The sequence below is a fragment of the Nitrosospira multiformis ATCC 25196 genome (genome assembly GCF_000196355.1).
GTDB lineage: Bacteria > Pseudomonadota > Gammaproteobacteria > Burkholderiales > Nitrosomonadaceae > Nitrosospira > Nitrosospira multiformis.
The window spans coordinates 243,820-260,173 of the sequence record NC_007614.1 but is presented as its reverse complement, the minus strand read 5'-3'; the positions used below and the strand labels follow the sequence as shown (position 1 = coordinate 260,173).

Sequence of the window (16,354 nt, the reverse complement as noted above, 5' to 3'; positions counted from 1 at the left end):
TCCGGAAGACTCTTAAAAAATGCTTTCTCGCACATAAATTATGTCATTAGGCTGGACAGCATCGGTCATGTCGGGCGAAAGCTTCTCCACGACCCCATCCGCGTTTCTGCGATGAAGGCGCAACCACCATTCGCTACCACGCGGAGTCGGCCCCCCGCCCTGAGCCAGAGCCTGCATTACGGTCATGCCTCGCTCGATACGATAAGCACCAGGCCGCTGGGCCTCGCCGTAAATATAGAAAACGGGAGCCCGGTGAACATAAATCGTGTCTCCTCCAGCAAGGATGATATCTTCATCGGATCTCTCTTCCAGATAGAGTGCGGGAATATCGATCACCTTTCGGAAGGCCTGTCCGTTGCGTGTACCGGTAACGATTGCAAAATCGTCGCCGAGCGGAGTGGTACCTCCCGCGGCAGCCAGCATGTCACTCACCCTGCTCAGGGTTTCCAGTGGAAAGCGTCCCGGTCGATTGACCTGCCCCAGCACACTCACCTGACTACCCCTCATCTGCAGGAGGACAATGGTCACTTGGGGTTGCTTTATGAACCCTCCCTTTTTAAGGGCGGCTGCAAGTTTATTTTCGGCGGAAGCAACAGAAAGTCCTCCGACCTCGAGAGCGCCAACCAGCGGAAAGGTGATGGAACCACTTTCGGAAACCCGGGTTTCAGTAGTAAGGTCAGGATTTTGAAAAACCTGAATGCGCAGGATATCACCCGGACCCAGCGGGTAGTCAGGACTCTCGGCAAAAACCTTAACCGAAAACAACATGGATAAAAGAATCAAGGTACGAACCAAAATTTGGAACATATTGTCGAACTTCCTCTTGATAATTGTGTTATCTCAACAAACCCGCCGCACCCTTTTCAAGGCCGGGATTATCGGCTTGGGGCGAACTTGAATCCCTAGCACTGGCGACTGACGAAACGGAATTTTCTCCCCCGGATGCATTTTTATCCGGAACAGCGAATTCGCCCATGTAGGTGATATTGGCTTTTGCCTTGAGAGCCTTTATTTCCCCCCGGGCGGCTTCCGCCGCGCGCTGATTTCCAAGAAACTGCTGGATGCGCGGCAACGCTGCTGCTTCGGTAATCGGCGCCGTTTGTGCGGCAGCGATCCGCATGAGGGTAATCGATTGCGGACCCTGGATGAGCAAGCCCTGGCCGGGTTTCAGCGGATGTATCTTGGGCAGGATCTCAAGGGGAATCTGCTCGGCGGAACGTGTTGCGCTGCCAGCGGCAAACTTTATGTCCTTGCCTTTGAGCCACTTCGCAATGTCTTCCATGGGTTTGCCTGAGTCGAGCATTTCCCGCAGCTCGTCCGCGACGCCGGCTGATGAAGGAAGCACAATTTCCTGTATGTTATAAATGCGCCGTTCCGCGAAAAGCTGTGGATGTTCCGAATAGTAGGTTTTTGCTTCTTCGACGGTTGGCTTTGGAGTAGCCGCAGTGATCTGCTCGAGATAGGCACGTGCAAGAATCTCTCTACGTGCATTATCCAGGGCCATGAGAACTTCCGGCGAACGGTCAAGTTTTTTATTGATAGCCTGTTCTACCGCAAGTTCCTGATCGACCAGGCGATCAAGAACTTCCCGGCGAATCCTGGATGCATTTTCCGGAGAATTTGCGCTATTGCGCGTGGCTCTGGCCAGAACATAATTGAGTTGATGCACGGATATTTCGCCGGAATTTACTTTGGCCGCTACCTGGCTGGCCGGTTGTGAGGATTCTTTTTTGTCGCAGGCTGCGAGTCCTAAAACAAGCAACGGAAGTAATAGTGGCGTTATGAATTTCTGACGATTCATTTTCATATGATCAATTTGTTGAGCCATTGGCTTTTCGGTTAAAGAATAGGACAATAATTTAAAACAATCCTTTTTTTCAAGCAGTTCACTCTTCCTGCCAGTACAGATTCTCGTCAATACCGGCGTGTAATTCAGGTAGCTGACAACCACGGTAGCCGAGGTGGTATTTGGCTGCAATAGTCCGTTCGTACTACCAGACTCCCATTGTAAATCACCTTTTCCCAACTCCTCTCAATAGTAATAATAGCGAACATGGATTGCTTGATCATCAAAAATTAAGCGTGGCCGACACACTTCCTGCGGTGCTGTCAAAACCAAAGCCGCGATGGTTGGAACTGCGATGATCCCGATGAAAAGCGGCGCTTAAGTAGAGTGTGTTAAGTGGCCGCCAATCGAGAGCAACCAGACCGGAATGCATCTGATCGCTCCGGCTCTCTGTAGGAAGAGGAACAACAGCGCCATGAAAATCACTGAGAACATAATCATAGCGCACCCTCAATGCAGTCTTTTCCGTGATTTGCCAGGTCGGGGCAATCGAGAAGCGATTGGTGGCAATGTAACTACTCGAGAAACGCTCAAAGATAGAATGCTGAAAGGCAAATGGTGCAGTCTGATAATTGGATAATTGTCTGGACCATCCTCCCATCACTTGCACTTTGCTGGTCGGCATCCAACTTATATTGAGATCGCCCACGAAGCCGGCGAAGTCCCGCTGGGAAAAATGAGCATGTTTGCGGTCGAGGTAGCCGATTCGTCCTTCTATGGAGGTCTTGACCGTGACGGGCCAATGCATGCGGAGATCGTGCTCCATTTCATCGAAACGGGTATCAAAGAGAAACTCGGGAAGAGGCGCGGGTCGATTGATGAACTCCCCGCGCCCGCTTCTCACTCTGTAAGTGAGCGAGCCGCCGGAACTGGAGACATAGCGTATTCCCCCCTCCACCGAGGTAACCTTGTTGTTGAAATCCTGAATGGTTAAGCGGCTGTTCTTCATGATGCTATGGTCAAGCCCTCCAATGAGATGCCACGCCCGGTTAAGCTCAAGAACTCCATCGAAATGATAGTTGTCAAGGGTGCGTAGGTTGCGATTCGTGCCATTCAGAAAACCGGAGAGGTTTGCAAAATTGTTAAGCGCCTCACTGTGGCGGCTAGTCAATCTGCCATGAAGGTAAGGGGTTACATACCAGTGCCAGGCCGCGTTGTAATTTTTTCCGAGAAAATCAAGGAAATCAAAATTCATGTAACGATTATCAACCAGGGTGCCTGTTACCTCGAAGCGTTGCATGGAATATCTTTTATTAAACCCAAGAGTTGCAGACGTGATGATGATCTGATCGGCTCTCCGCGGTTGGCCGGTTAATGCAATCGGATTAACGAGGGGAGACAAACGAAAGACATTGCTGTCATACGTAAATGTGGTGCCCGCGGTCACGCTGAAAGTCTTGTCGGGCACCATCCTGGGGGGATGGGGCGTCGTCTGTTGAGCCATTGCCTGTTGCATGTCCAACAAAAAAAAACCCAAAGAGGCAATTACTGCAATCCAGCGACGGCAATCAAGGAAAAGATTTAACGGCAATCTTTTTTTCATTTTAGATATCTCTATCTTTCCGATACAAAGGAGACTGCAAGAGTATCACCTTGATTAACGAGAGGATAGCGGAAGTGTTATTCGTGTTAATGACTGCTGGGAGGCTTTACGGCGCATGAGAGAGCATTTAATATGCAGCCCGATCTTTCAGTACTACCAGGATAGTCTTGCAGATGATGTGCAAATCGAGCCGCAACGACCAGTTGCGTAAATAATCGAGATCATGATCGATACGCGCCTGCATCTTGTCCAGGGTCCGCGTCTCCCCACGGTAGCCGTTCACCTGCGCCCAACCTGTAATTCCCGGCTTTACCTTGTGCCGGATCATGTAGCCTTTTATAAGGTTGCGATATATCTCGTTGTGCGCTACTGCATGAGGCCTGGGGCCCACGATGCTCATGCGCCCCTGCAATACATTGATGAACTGCGGCAATTCATCCAGGGAATTGCTTCGCAGGAAAGCCCCGACGCGGGTTATGCGGTTATCATTCCTTTGTGCTTGCCGGATGGTATTCCCATCTTCGCAGACGCTCATCGATCTAAACTTGTAAACAAGGATTTCCTCTCCGTCCAGCCCATAGCGTCGCTGCTTGAAAATAATGGGCCCTGGCGAATCCAGCCGGATGGCAACCGCGATGAGCAGCAGAAGTGGTGATATGAGTAGCAGTATAAGCAGGGAGAGGATAATGTCGCTTGCGCGCTTGACCATCCCATTGGAGCCCGTAAAAGGCGATTCGCAGACAGCGATAACCGGCGTACCACACACTGTGCCACTTCGCGCCTGAATAAGATCCGTAATAAACATGTCGGGTACGAAATAGATGGAGGCCGTCGTATCTTTCAGTTCTTCGAGAACATGCAGGATGCGTGGCTGGGAAGCCATCGGCAACGACAGATAAATGAACTGGATGCGATGCTCCTTGACAAATTCGGGAAGCTCTCGAAGCCTTCCGAGCAAGGGATTATTCCGCGCATGCGAAAGTCGGCTCTCATTCCGATCATCAAAAAAACCGGACAGTTCCATATTCGAATAACGCGTCTCATGAATACGACGGGCGAGGGCGACCCCCTGCTCGTTCATGCCGACGATGATGGCGCGCTGTGGCGGACCCTGGAGCATGAGAAGATAGGGTGCGGCGATACGAAACAGCAGATGGACGCCGATTTGACTTAGGGGGGCAGCCCATAGCCATGTAATGAGCACCTGGCTGGAGAATTGGGCGATATAGCCGGTCGCAAAACCGAGAAAAAACAGTAGCAAAGCCATCCAGAACCAGGTGTAGAGCACGTCGAAGATGAGAACCTTGACGGATGACCGGAGATGTGACGCACCTGGAAAGGAGATAGAGAATACGATCACCGACAGGATCAAATAAGGCGGGAGCAATTCGCCTTCAAAACTGGTGCTTATCAGCCATAACGAAAGTGTCAGTACTGCCGGATCAAGTACCGACTCGACCGCGCTCAGCATATTATTAGCCAGCGGGCCTTTCACCTGGCGGGCGGTAACGGTTGAAGCGGAAAATGTAGGATTTGCCTCAGCCATGACCAACACGCTGTTCAATTTTGGAAATGGCTTGCACCCGATTGTAGACATCGAGTTTCCGGAATATCTGGTGCAGGTGGTTTTTGACAGTGTAAGAACTGATGCGCAGGATACTGCCGATTTCGGCATTTGTTTTGCCCTTTCTTACCCAGGTCATTATTTCGACCTCTCGCTCGCTCAGGCCATGGAGATCATACTCCGGTGCATCTGCGAGGAGGGAGGGCCGGCAGGAGTGCTGCGGCAGGGGTGTCACGCGGCGCAAAGCCGTATCAAGGTAGGGCAGCAGAATTTCCATTGCAATTAATGTTGAATCGTCAAGCTTATCCTTTGAACTGAAGACGACGTAAAGGCAATCATGGTGCCCGCGCTCGTCGCTGATACCATGAAACAGTGACGAACGCATGTTGCGTAACGCTCTTCCGAAAGGGCAGTGCGCCGCCCCATCCCCCTGGAGAATCCCCGACACGTCCAGCTGGGCCTCGCAAACCCTGGATACACAAGGAATGCGTCCCACCTCAATCCACCGGTTGTAGGATACGCGCAGCAATGGAGAAAGCCGGGCCAACTGCAATTGCGCCGTCCTGAGACCCGGCAGCGGAGAAATGATGTCGTATTGGACATTGTTCGAACCGAAATCGCCCCACGCCGCAAGCAGGATCTCGTGGGGCAAATAATGCTGCACTTCCCCTTGCAGCCACTTCAATAGGTCAAAATGGCGGCGAACTGCTGTCCCTTCCTGAAGGATGCGAAAGTAACGCTGAAGATGATCATCAGTGAACGGAGGGAAGAAACCCATTTTATTTTGTGAGTAATTGGTTTATTGAATGGGTTAATAACTCAGGCTTTAATACTGCGATAAAACGAATGTAAATTGTGGGCGGGCGCTGCCGTTACATTCAGCAGGGAGTTGTTCTTTCTCTGATACAGCACAAACGTCGCTAGTCTCCCCCTCGGTCTTTCCAATGTTGGACGCTGTGAGTTCTGCTCGACATTGTGCTTCATTTTTGGCTTCCGCTTTATCGGGAGTATTTGAAATAATGACTCACTACTGTTACCAAAGTATTTCCGGCCGCTACCATCAACATCAGGGAGAGCAGGGGAAAAGTCCTTCCTGCTCACGGCGCTACTGCAAAAGAGCAAGAGCGAGAACAGCACTAGGGCAGGGGTCAAATATTACCGGTAATAAAAAGACTGTCTGTTCGTTAATTCACATAACCTCAATATAAATATAAATTTGCCGCTTGGGAGGAAGTTTGCTAATCGGGGTCAAGATTCGAAGCAGGTATTACGAAGGACATATTGGATGCTTGGACAAGGGGCTGTTCAGGGGCGACTAGCAGAGCCACGTGCTTCGCAAGTGTAAAGCCTGACAACTGGATAAAAACCAGGGTACCGGCTAGAGAGAGCCTTCTTGCGCTGCCAGCGTACGTAAACGGGTTATGCAAATTGCTGACAATAGAAGCAGCCTCGGCCAGTCGTGAAGGAATCATGATCTGAATTTATGGAGAGTTACGTATAGGAGTTATTGCTTTCGCCTCCCAAGCAGGAAAAGAGTGAAATCCTGACTGATAAAGTTCGTTGTTTCGTCACACTTTACCCATAGTCTTCCCCGCTTTTAAGACTCTACTACAAAAGATTTCAAACTGAAAGGTTGTGTACGTCATGCTCTGCACGACTGATTAGAATGGGTATGCCATTTACTTCACGCTGGGCAGGGTAAGTTCAAATAGCGAGGATCTGCGGTGCGCAAAGGCTCGCATTGAATGTAATGGATGGGCAGATGTTTTGGGGTGGCTGATGGGGATCGAACCCACGACAACCGGAATCACAATCCGGGACTCTACCGCTGAGCTACAGCCACCATCCGAGAAAATCGCAATACAATTCCGAAACCGCCGCAGGGCTACGACGAGATAGCTTATGGCGTGCCCGACAGGAATCGAACCTGTAACCCCCAGCTTAGAAGGCTGGTGCTCTATCCGGTTGAGCTACGGGCACCACTCAAATCGGATTTCGCCTCGAATTAGCATGAATGGTCGGGGTGGAGAGATTTGAACTCCCGACATCCTGGTCCCAAACCAGGCGCGCTACCAGGCTACGCTACACCCCGGAAAGGGCGATAATATACCTTTCCGCCGCTAAAAGGTCAATTTTGGTTCCGTGGAGAAAATCAGTTTGAGCGCAGGATTGCGCTTATTACTCCATCTTATCCCGGAAAGGGGGAACGGGAAGCAGCCGGAGGCAGGGAAACAGATCGAGACGGGAGGGAGTCAATTCTTCAATTTGTCGCACTCGATCAGCGCATATGCGGAATGATTATGAATGGATTCGAAATTTTCCGCTTCCACTGTATAAGCGTCTATCCGCTCGTCCCGATCGAGCACTGATGCGATATCCCGCACTGCATCCTCGACGAACTTGGGATTACCGTAGGCCTTCTCGGTGACATACTTTTCGTCCGAGCGTTTGAGCAATCCATAGAGCTCACAGGAGGCCTGGTCTTCCGCGATGCGGATCAGATCTTCTATCCATACGAAATGATTCGCCCGGATTGATATGGATATATGGGATCGCTGGTTGTGCGCTCCATCGTCCGATACCTCTTTGGAGCATGGGCAAAGGCTGGTTACGGGCACGACCACTTTCAAAGTGAAGCGGGATTCTCCGTTCCTGGTTTGTCCGATGAAGGTAACGTCATAGTCCATCAGACTCTTTATGCCGGAAACCGGAGCGGTTTTGCCGATGAAATACGGAAAGCGCATTTCGATATCGCCGGATTCCGCCTCGAGCTTCTTCACCATCGAAATCAGCAGCTTTTCAAACGTTTCCACCGAGATTACCGAATCATGCTCATTCAACATCTCGACAAAACGAGACATGTGCACGCCTTTGAGGTGATGCGCCAGGTTTACATACATGTTGAATACGGCCACTGTATGCTGAACGCCCGCCTTATCCATTATCCTTACCGGATGGCGGATGGCCCTGATCCCCGCCTTGTCGATGGCAATGCGTCTCGTATCGGCCACACTTTGCACATCTGCAATGAGCATTTTGTTCATCGTGTACCATTGCAAGGAAGAACATCGCATATCAAAGGCATGCGATGCAAAAGCGGGCGGTTTACTTCGGGAATCTCGCTCTTATGGCGTGTACGATCCCTTCCCTATCCAGCCCGCACTCGCTCAACATCTGAGAAGGGTCGCCCTGGTCGAGGAAAGTGTCCGGCAGACCCAGCTGCAATACCGGAACTGTACGACCTCGGGCAGATAGTGATTCCAGAACCGCGCTGCCTGCGCCACCCATGACAGTGTTTTCCTCCACCGTAACGAGCAATTCGTGATTGGCCGCCAGCGATGCAACGAGATCATCGTCCAGGGGTTTGACAAAACGCATATTGGCGACTGTCGCATTCAATTCTTCCGCTGCCTCAAGGCAAGGCTGGAGCATGCTGCCGAACGCGAGCAATGCAATTTCCGCTCCCTCCCGCCGTATTTCACCTCGCCCGAGCGGCAGCATCTGCATCTCTTTCTGCTGAGCCACCCCGCTACCTGAACCTCGGGGATAGCGCACAGCAGCGGGGGTATTCATCTGAAAAGCGGTGTACAGCATCTGGCGACATTCGTTCTCATCCGAAGGAGCCATTACGGTAATGTTCGGAATACAGCGCAGGTAAGTCAGATCGAAACTCCCCGCATGGGTAGGTCCGTCTGCTCCCACCAGTCCGGCACGGTCTATGGCAAACACGACAGGAAGATTCTGAATGGCGACATCATGAATCAGCTGGTCATATGCGCGCTGGAGAAATGTCGAATAGATCGCCACCACCGGCTTCAACCCATCGCACGCGAGCCCGGCTGCAAAGGTGACGGCATGCTGCTCGGCGATACCCACGTCAAAATAACGATCGGCATATTCGTGGGAAAATCTCACCATACCCGATCCCTCTCGCATGGCCGGAGTAATCCCTACCAGACGCTGGTCCAATGCCGCCATGTCACACAGCCAATCCCCGAAAACCTGGGTATAGGACGGCTTGACTGAAGCCTTGGGAATGATGCCCGCGTCGGGATTGAACCTGGTCACGCCGTGATAAAGAATCGGGTCATCTTCCGCCGCCTTGTACCCCGCCCCTTTACGGGTTACCACGTGCAGAAACTGGGGACCGCGAAGATTCCGGATGTTGTTGAGCGTGCTGACAAGCACGTCAAGATCATGGCCATCAATAGGCCCGATATAATTGAAACCGAACTCTTCAAACAGCGTGCTTGGCGTCACCATGCCTTTTACATGCTCCTCGGCACGCTTGGCAAGTTCCAGCACGTGTGGAACCACCCCCAGCATTTTCTCGCCCGCGCGCCGCGCGGTTGCATAAAACTGGCCGGACATGAGCCGCGCCAGATAATTGTTGAGCGCTCCCACTGGCCGGGAAATCGACATATCGTTGTCGTTCAGAATGACCAGCAGGTTGGTATCCATGGCGCCGGCATTATTCAAAGCCTCGAACGCCATGCCGGCACTCATCGCGCCATCACCGATCACCGCGACTACGGACCGCTTCTTGCCTTCCCACTGCGACGCTACTGCCATCCCGAGCGCGGCGCTGATGGAGGTACTCGAGTGAGCGGTGCCGAAAGCGTCATATTCACTTTCATCCCGGCGGGGAAAGCCGGCGATACCGCCGCGCATGCGCAATTTGCTCATGCCTTCGCGCCGTCCCGTCAGAATTTTATGGACATAAGTCTGGTGGCCCACATCCCAGACCAGGCGGTCATAGGGTGTATTGAAAACGTAGTGCAGCGCGATGGTCAGTTCGACCGTACCCAGATTGGAGGATAGATGACCGCCAGTTTTGGCTACCGATTCAACCAGGAATTGGCGTAACTCGTCTGCAAGCTGTGGCAGCAACTTGCGGTCCAGTGCCCGCAGCTTGACAGGATCGGTAATGGTATTGAGCAATGGGTGCATTTAAACCTTGAAAATTACAAAATCCTTTTTCCGGGAAACACGCTGGTCGTCAAAATTCTTCAAAATTCCCGGTGAATGATAAAGTCGGTTACCTGCCTCAACCGCCCCGCAGCTGCCTCAAACATCTCCAGGGATGCATAGGCTTCCCGCCGCAACTCCTCCGCGAGTTCACGGGCCCGTTTGCTCCCCAGAATACTCACATAGGTAGGCTTATTGTTTTCGGCATCCTTGCCGGCAGTCTTGCCGAGGGCGGCAGTGGTTGCCTCGGCGTCGAGAACGTCGTCGACAACTTGAAATGCAAGACCGATGCATTTGGCAAAATGATCAAGGGCTGCCAACTGGGCTTCGTCCAACCTGCTCCCACAATAGGCACCCAGCATTACCGCGGCTCGAATAAGTGCGCCTGTCTTGTGAATATGCATGAATTCCAGTTCGGGGAGGCTTAGTGTCCTGCCCACGCTGGCAAGATCGACAGCCTGCCCTCCCGCCATGCCGCGCGAACCCGCCGCTTGCGCCAGGCGCCTGATCATTTCAAGTTGCATCTTCGGGGTGTCGGCCAGGGAATATTCGGCCAGCAACTGAAAAGCGAGGCTCTGCAAGCTGTCACCCGTCAATAGCGCTATTGCTTCCCCATATTCGATATGGCAGGTGGGCTTGCCCCGGCGCAATACATCGTCATCCATGCAGGGCAAATCGTCGTGCACGAGTGAATAGACATGAATGAGTTCCACTGCGATAGCAGCAATCGTTACCCTCTCCTCATTCGCCTTGTTCAGTTCGCCGGCTGCAAAAGCGAGTAAAGGCCGGACGCGCTTGCCCCCACCCAGAACGGTGTAGCGCATCGCTTCATGCAAGCGCTCAGGCGCGACGTCTGCGGCGGGAAGCAGGGTCTGCAGGGAATTTTCGATGCGTACCTGGTGGCTTCTCGCCCAATCCTGGAAATCAGCGGTCATCAATACCGGAAGGGGAGAAATTTTTCAGTGTGTTGGCTTCAAGGAGGCGTACCTGCTGCTGAGCATCCTGCAACTTGGAGTGGCAATATTGTAGCAATTCCGTCCCACGTTTGTGAGCTTCGAGGGATTCTTCAAGCGGCATCTGCCCTGCTTCCATTTCCAGAACGATGCTTTCCAGCTCAGCCAGCGCAGCTTCAAAACCTTCCGGAGGGGAAAATTTGACGGGGTCGACGGGCTTTGTCATGATAAACACGCTGTCAGAATGGGTGTATCGCGGGCAAACGGCAAAAATAACGCAATAAGTGGTGTCAGGTCAATTAAATACACGAAACTTTCCCACGAAAGAAGTTTCTTAGTCGGATTATAAGCGTTTCAGGGCAAGGGCATGAGAGCAGGTGAGCATGCTCATTCTCTTCCTGATCTTTCCTGCCGTTCCTGGTTTTGATAATCCAGCCATCTTTATTTGAAAGGTGAAAAGTAGCATATGGTCGATCTGATTGATGTTTGCCAATTGGCTCCAACGCAACTGCCGGTTGACTGGTATCTCGACTCTCAAATCCTTGAACTGGAAAAACGCATTCTTTTCGACCAGGGACCGGGCTATGTCGGTCATGAGATCATGGTGCCCAACATTGGTGACTATTATGTGCCCGAATGGATGGATAACGCGAAAATGCTGGTGCGTAATAAGGATGGTATCGAGCTGCTGTCCAACGTCTGCCGCCACAGGCAGTCACTGCTGCTCAAAGGGAGTGGCAACACCAGAAACATCGTTTGCCCGGTGCATCGCTGGACGTATGACTTGAAGGGCACGTTGCTCGGGGCGCCCCATTTCCCCGAAAACCCTTGCCTCAATCTTTCCAATTCACCTTTGCAGAACTGGAACGGACTCCTGTTTCAAGGCAGGCGGAATGTTGCCCGCGATCTGGGCAACTTGCAAGTCCTGAAGAATTTCGACTTCTCGGGCCATGTGCTGGAACGCCTCCAGATAGATGAATACGCCTGCAACTGGAAAACCTTCATAGAAGTTTATCTGGAGGACTACCACGTCGAGCCATACCATCCGGGCCTGGGCAACTTTGTTGACACGGCTGCGCTGGAATGGGAGTTCGGGGAGTGGTACAACGTGCAGACTGTGGGGATCAATAACGCCCTGACCCGTCCGGGAACGCCCGTCTATGCAAAATGGCACGAGCAACTGTTGCTGCAGACAGCGGGCGAAATACCGAGGCATGGCGCAATCTGGATGCTGTATTATCCCAATGTCATGATGGAATGGTATCCCCATGTATTGGTCGTCAGCACGGTGCTTCCTACCGGAACAGAGCGTTGCACCAATGTGGTGGAGTTCTATTATCCTGAAGATATCGCTTTGTTTGAGCGTGAATTCATTGAAGCAGAACAGGCCGCCTATCGCGAAACCGCTGCCGAGGATGATGAAATCTGCAGGCTGATGACGGAAGGGCGCCGTGCGCTGTACAAACAAGGCGTGAGCGAGGTCGGACCGTACCAATCGCCGATGGAAGATGGCATGGTGCACTTCCACAAGTTTCTGCGGCGAGAAATTGAACCGCACATCTGAGCAATAAGTGATATCCTCTTGCTGGGCGGATTTTTCTTCGATAGCCCGAATTTTTTGGACGGATTTTTCTCTGGCCGCGCAATTTTATATTGTGGGTAAGACATGATAACCATTGAGGAAACGGAAAATCTGATCAGTATCGCTGTTTTCGGCGAATTCACCTTGGCCGATTACCAAGAATTCGAGGACAAGGTCCTCCGCAAGGCTGGCCGCGAGGGCAAGGTGAATGTATTGTTCGATTGGCGGGATATGCTGAGCTACACCATCGATGTCGCTTGGGAGGACATCAAATTCGTGCGAGAACACGGCAGCGAATTCAACCGCATCGCGATAATTACTGAAAACCAGTGGCGCGCCTGGGCGGCCTGGGTATCCAATCTATTTGTCGATGCCGACATACGGGTATTCCGGGATTATGCCGCAGCAAAGACATGGCTCGAAGGATGAGTCGACCCGCTACTGAGCGAGCGTAAATCCAGCTTTGCACTTGAAATCAGCGGGAAGACCCATTCCAGGCGAGGAATTTTCCCAGGATTCCGTATAGATTCCTTGCGTATAGTGATTCCGCAAGACCGCGCCGGGGCTTGCAATAATCCGCCTCGAAAATAAAAGAAGAGTTGATCCATCGATAGCTGGATCCTGTAAAATGCCGTCCGGCTGCGAAAGAGATTGAGATCAGATCTAACGCGAAGCTGAAGGGTCCGATTCCGGCAAGTGTTGCAAAAAAGACACACATTTCCCTTCCATTCTCCAAAACCTCTTTATATCGTCTGCCAACTCGTACAGAATGGAGCTTATCGCCTATTCTGTAAATAATCGAAAGCGGACCGCGTGTTAGAGACAGCCCCTTGCGCGTGAAGGAGCATGCTCCGGTAATGCCGGAAGTGCATGATAAAGCTGTTCTATTACGATAATAAGAGCTGAGTATAAGAAGGTTCGTTGATTTCACAGATTAACGCATTTATTTTTTGTTTTTGGAGCTACTGCCTTTACCGGGAGCCAGGTAAGGCCGATATTTTCAAGCAGCATCTCGAACTCGGACGACGCGACAGCGGATGATGGCCAAAAACACGATTGCCCGACTGGAATCCTTTATATTATAAAAAGATGACTAGTACGATTAACTTGGAGGGGAAGACCTTGAGTTCAACAATAGCAAAGTTGAACGCTCCGCTGACGCAAGCGTTTAACCCTCAATTATCAAGCGAGCAGCCGGCAGCTGCGATCCCCACACCCACCTACAACACTCAAGCTCAGAGATTAGCCGACTTCGACACCTTGATCGCTGCGCTCGAGTATGCGGCGGCAGGTACAGCCGGATATAACTTTTACGATGCCAAGGGTAATCTCCGCTCTGTTCTTCCCTATCAGGCATTAAGGCAAAATGCCCAAACAGCGGCGCGGCAGTTGCTGCGGCTTGGGTTGGCGAGAGGAGACCGTGTTGCGATTATTGCCGACACGACGCCGGAGTTCGTGGAGATCTTTTATGCATGCCGCTATGCAGGGCTGGTACCTTATGCAATGCCTGTTCCTGTCAACCTCGGCAGCCATGCGGTTTATGTTCGGCAGTTGCGCGGAATGCTGGAAGCGGGCCAGGCAAGCGCCGCTCTGGCGAACGCCGACTATGTCGATTTCTTGAAAGAAGCGGCCGAGGGGTCCCAATATCTGCGTTGGGTGGGAACGCCGGAGCAACTCGGGGAACTGCCGGCGTCGATCACCGAGCTTGCGCCAAATAGTCCGGATGAAATCGCATATCTGCAATTTACTTCGGGAAGCACGCGCATGCCCCGTGGAGTAGTAATTACCGAAGGTGCACTAATGAGCAACCTTCAGGGCATTGTCCGTCACGGTCTGAATATCCGGGCAGGAGACCGCTGCGCATCCTGGTTGCCGTTTTATCATGACATGGGCTTGGTTGGCATGGTAATGGCCCCCATGGTGGCGCAAGTTTCCGTTGATTATCTGGCTACCCGTGATTTTGCAATCAGGCCGCTGCAATGGCTGCGGCTGATCAGCAGAAATCGCGCTACCGTCGCATTCAGCCAACCTTTTGGACTCAAGCTCTGCACGCTTCGCGTGCGCGATTCCGACTTGGAAGATCTTGACCTCAGCAGTTGGCGTGCAGCGGGAGTCGGCGCGGAAATGATCCGTCCGGACACTTTGAGGAATTTTGCGGAAAAATTTGCGCCTGCCGGTTTTGACGCGCGCGCATTCCTCCCCTGCTACGGGCTGGCTGAATCGACGCTCGCCGTTACCTTCTCCGAAGTTGGCCAAGGTTTTCAGAGTTTGCGCGTCGACGCGGCAACCCTCGTTGACAGGAAAATGGCGGTACGGTTACAGGTGGAAGGCCGGAAGTATAGTGAATTTGTCAATTGCGGCCGCGCCTTGCCGGGACATATCGTCAAAGTGATCGACGAGGCCGGCCAGCAACTCCCGGATTTGCGAGTAGGCAGCGTACTCGTGCAGGGCAGCAGTATCATGACAGGTTATTTCAACAATCCGGAAGATACCGGCAAAACACTCAAACCCGGAAACTGGCTGGATACCGGTGATCTGGGGTTCCTCTTCGAAGGGGATCTTTACATCACCGGGCGCCGCACCGATGTAATCATCGTCAATGGGCGTAACATCCGCGCGCAGGATATCGAGGAGCTTGCCGAACAGCAACCTGAAGTGAGAACGCGCGAAGCGTCCGCCTTCGGCATTACTGACGCCAATGACGTCACGACCATTGTCCTGGTCATCGAATGCCGACTTACCTCGATAACGGATCGCCAGTCCCTTACCAGCCGTCTGCAACGTCTGGTCTACATGGCGTTTGGCGTGAATTGTCTGGTGGAACTGGTTCCACCGCACACCCTGCCGCGTACTTCCTCTGGAAAACTGTCCCGTTTTGCGGCCCGCCAGGGCTTTATCCAGCGAACGCAGATGACAGACCAGTTGTCTGCCGAATCCGGGGACAAATAATCGGGGTATGTCGGAGTCCTGGGTTGCCGTTACCGGCGCCACTGGCTTTATCGGAAATGCTCTGCTGCAGTCCCTGATAAAGGAAGGATGGAAAGTCAGGGCTCTGACAAGACGTGCGCGCGTCGATGACGAGTCCACGCAATGGATAGAAGGCGATTTACATGACCGCGATGCATTGCGAAAACTCGTAACAGGTGTCTCGGCCGTTGTGCATTGCGCAGGTCAGGTTCGGGGAAGCTCTCTCGAGAGCTTTGTCCGTACCAATGTGGAAGGCACGGCCAACCTGATGCAGGCTTCTCTGGAACAAAACCCGCCTCCACGTTTCCTGCTGGTTTCTTCTCTGGCCGCCCGGCAACCCGAGCTTTCCTGGTACGCCACGAGCAAGCACATGGCTGAACGTCTGATAGACGAGCGCTCGGCGGGTATGGCCTGTGCCATTTTTCGTCCAACGGCTGTTTATGGTCCCGGAGATAAGGAAATGAGCCCGCTGTTCAGGATAACGCGCCGCGGTATCTTGCCAATGGTGGGGCAACCTGAGATGCGGTTTGGACTACTGCATGTCGCCGATCTGGTAGCGGCAATCACCTGCTGGCTTTCGACTGCGGTGCCTGTACAAGGTACCTACGAGCTTGATGACGGTATGCCGGGAGGTTACGACAGCCAGGCGGTAGCCACTATTGCACAGGAAGTGTGGAAACGCCCTGTACGCTGCGTCTTTTTCCCCGCACCACTGGTTTCATTGATCGCAAATATCAACTTGTGGTCTGCCAGAATGCTAAGCTATTCACCTATGCTGACCCCGGGAAAAGTGAGAGAATTGCGCCACCCCGACTGGGTTTGTGATATTGATCCCCTGACTCGGGCACTCCCAGGGTGGCGACCCTGCATCCACCTTCGCGACGCTTTACCACAAGCAGTCTAATTTCAATCACCGAATCATTTTGAATCC

The 16,354-nt window shown here is 52.5% G+C and carries 13 protein-coding genes and 3 tRNA genes; 4 read left to right on the top strand and 12 right to left on the bottom strand.

Translation table 11 applies throughout. The features are described 5' to 3' along the window. Positions 1-12: 12 nt before the first annotated feature. The 12 genes from epsE to NMUL_RS01225 all read right to left on the bottom strand — a co-directional run bounded on the left by epsE (position 13) and on the right by NMUL_RS01225 (position 11,100). Positions 13-807: a polysaccharide export protein EpsE gene (gene epsE, locus NMUL_RS01280; protein WP_011379604.1), complete on the bottom strand. Its 795-nt coding sequence runs from the start codon at positions 805-807 to the stop codon at positions 13-15. 28 nt (positions 808-835) lie between these two features. Beyond that, complete coding sequence (locus tag NMUL_RS01275; RefSeq protein WP_011379603.1) at positions 836-1,828, bottom strand: EpsD family peptidyl-prolyl cis-trans isomerase; 993 nt, start codon at positions 1,826-1,828, stop codon at positions 836-838. Between the two features lie 241 nt (positions 1,829-2,069). Continuing rightward, a complete protein-coding gene (gene epsL / locus NMUL_RS01270; RefSeq protein ID WP_238529842.1) occupies positions 2,070-3,290 on the bottom strand; it encodes an XrtB/PEP-CTERM-associated polysaccharide biosynthesis outer membrane protein EpsL in 1,221 nt (406 codons plus the stop codon). Between the two features lie 226 nt (positions 3,291-3,516). Beyond that, a complete protein-coding gene (locus tag NMUL_RS01265; protein WP_373365294.1) occupies positions 3,517-4,986 on the bottom strand; it encodes an undecaprenyl-phosphate glucose phosphotransferase in 1,470 nt (489 codons plus the stop codon). Beyond that, entirely contained in the window at positions 4,928-5,731 is an 804-nt protein-coding gene (gene epsA / locus NMUL_RS01260) for an XrtB/PEP-CTERM-associated transcriptional regulator EpsA (RefSeq protein ID WP_011379600.1), read from the bottom strand. The genes NMUL_RS01265 and epsA overlap by 59 nt, the downstream gene beginning before the upstream one ends. Before the next feature lie 990 nt (positions 5,732-6,721). Continuing rightward, positions 6,722-6,796 (bottom strand) — tRNA-His (locus NMUL_RS01255). Positions 6,797-6,856: 60 nt separating this feature from the next. Beyond that, a tRNA-Arg gene (locus tag NMUL_RS01250) sits at positions 6,857-6,933 on the bottom strand. Positions 6,934-6,968: 35 nt separating this feature from the next. Then, positions 6,969-7,045: transfer RNA gene (locus NMUL_RS01245), tRNA-Pro, on the bottom strand. 160 nt (positions 7,046-7,205) lie between these two features. After that, positions 7,206-7,997, bottom strand: a complete 792-nt coding sequence (folE2, locus tag NMUL_RS01240) for a GTP cyclohydrolase FolE2 (protein ID WP_011379599.1) — start codon at positions 7,995-7,997, stop codon at positions 7,206-7,208. 61 nt (positions 7,998-8,058) lie between these two features. Beyond that, entirely contained in the window at positions 8,059-9,903 is a 1,845-nt protein-coding gene (dxs, locus tag NMUL_RS01235) for a 1-deoxy-D-xylulose-5-phosphate synthase (RefSeq protein ID WP_011379598.1), read from the bottom strand. Between the two features lie 59 nt (positions 9,904-9,962). Then, positions 9,963-10,856 carry a polyprenyl synthetase family protein gene (locus NMUL_RS01230; protein WP_011379597.1) on the bottom strand — a complete coding sequence of 298 codons (894 nt, stop codon included), beginning with the start codon at positions 10,854-10,856 and terminating at the stop codon, positions 9,963-9,965. After that, positions 10,846-11,100: an exodeoxyribonuclease VII small subunit gene (locus tag NMUL_RS01225; RefSeq protein ID WP_011379596.1), complete on the bottom strand. Its 255-nt coding sequence runs from the start codon at positions 11,098-11,100 to the stop codon at positions 10,846-10,848. The genes NMUL_RS01230 and NMUL_RS01225 overlap by 11 nt, the downstream gene beginning before the upstream one ends. Positions 11,101-11,340: 240 nt before the next feature. On the opposite strand from NMUL_RS01225, the gene NMUL_RS01220 reads away from it, so the two are divergent. The 4 genes from NMUL_RS01220 (at position 11,341) to NMUL_RS01200 (ending at position 16,327) form a co-directional block, all read left to right on the top strand. Then, positions 11,341-12,438 carry an aromatic ring-hydroxylating oxygenase subunit alpha gene (locus tag NMUL_RS01220; protein WP_011379595.1) on the top strand — a complete coding sequence of 366 codons (1,098 nt, stop codon included), beginning with the start codon at positions 11,341-11,343 and terminating at the stop codon, positions 12,436-12,438. A 102-nt stretch (positions 12,439-12,540) separates the two neighbouring features. Next, positions 12,541-12,885 (top strand): SpoIIAA family protein, encoded by a 345-nt coding sequence (locus NMUL_RS01215; RefSeq protein WP_011379594.1) that lies wholly within the window; start codon positions 12,541-12,543, stop codon positions 12,883-12,885. Between the two features lie 693 nt (positions 12,886-13,578). Continuing rightward, on the top strand, positions 13,579-15,405 hold the full coding sequence (locus NMUL_RS01205; RefSeq protein ID WP_011379593.1) for a fatty acyl-AMP ligase: 1,827 nt from the start codon (positions 13,579-13,581) through the stop codon (positions 15,403-15,405). 7 nt (positions 15,406-15,412) lie between these two features. Next, entirely contained in the window at positions 15,413-16,327 is a 915-nt protein-coding gene (locus NMUL_RS01200) for an NAD-dependent epimerase/dehydratase family protein (protein ID WP_011379592.1), read from the top strand. Positions 16,328-16,354: the final 27 nt, after the last annotated feature.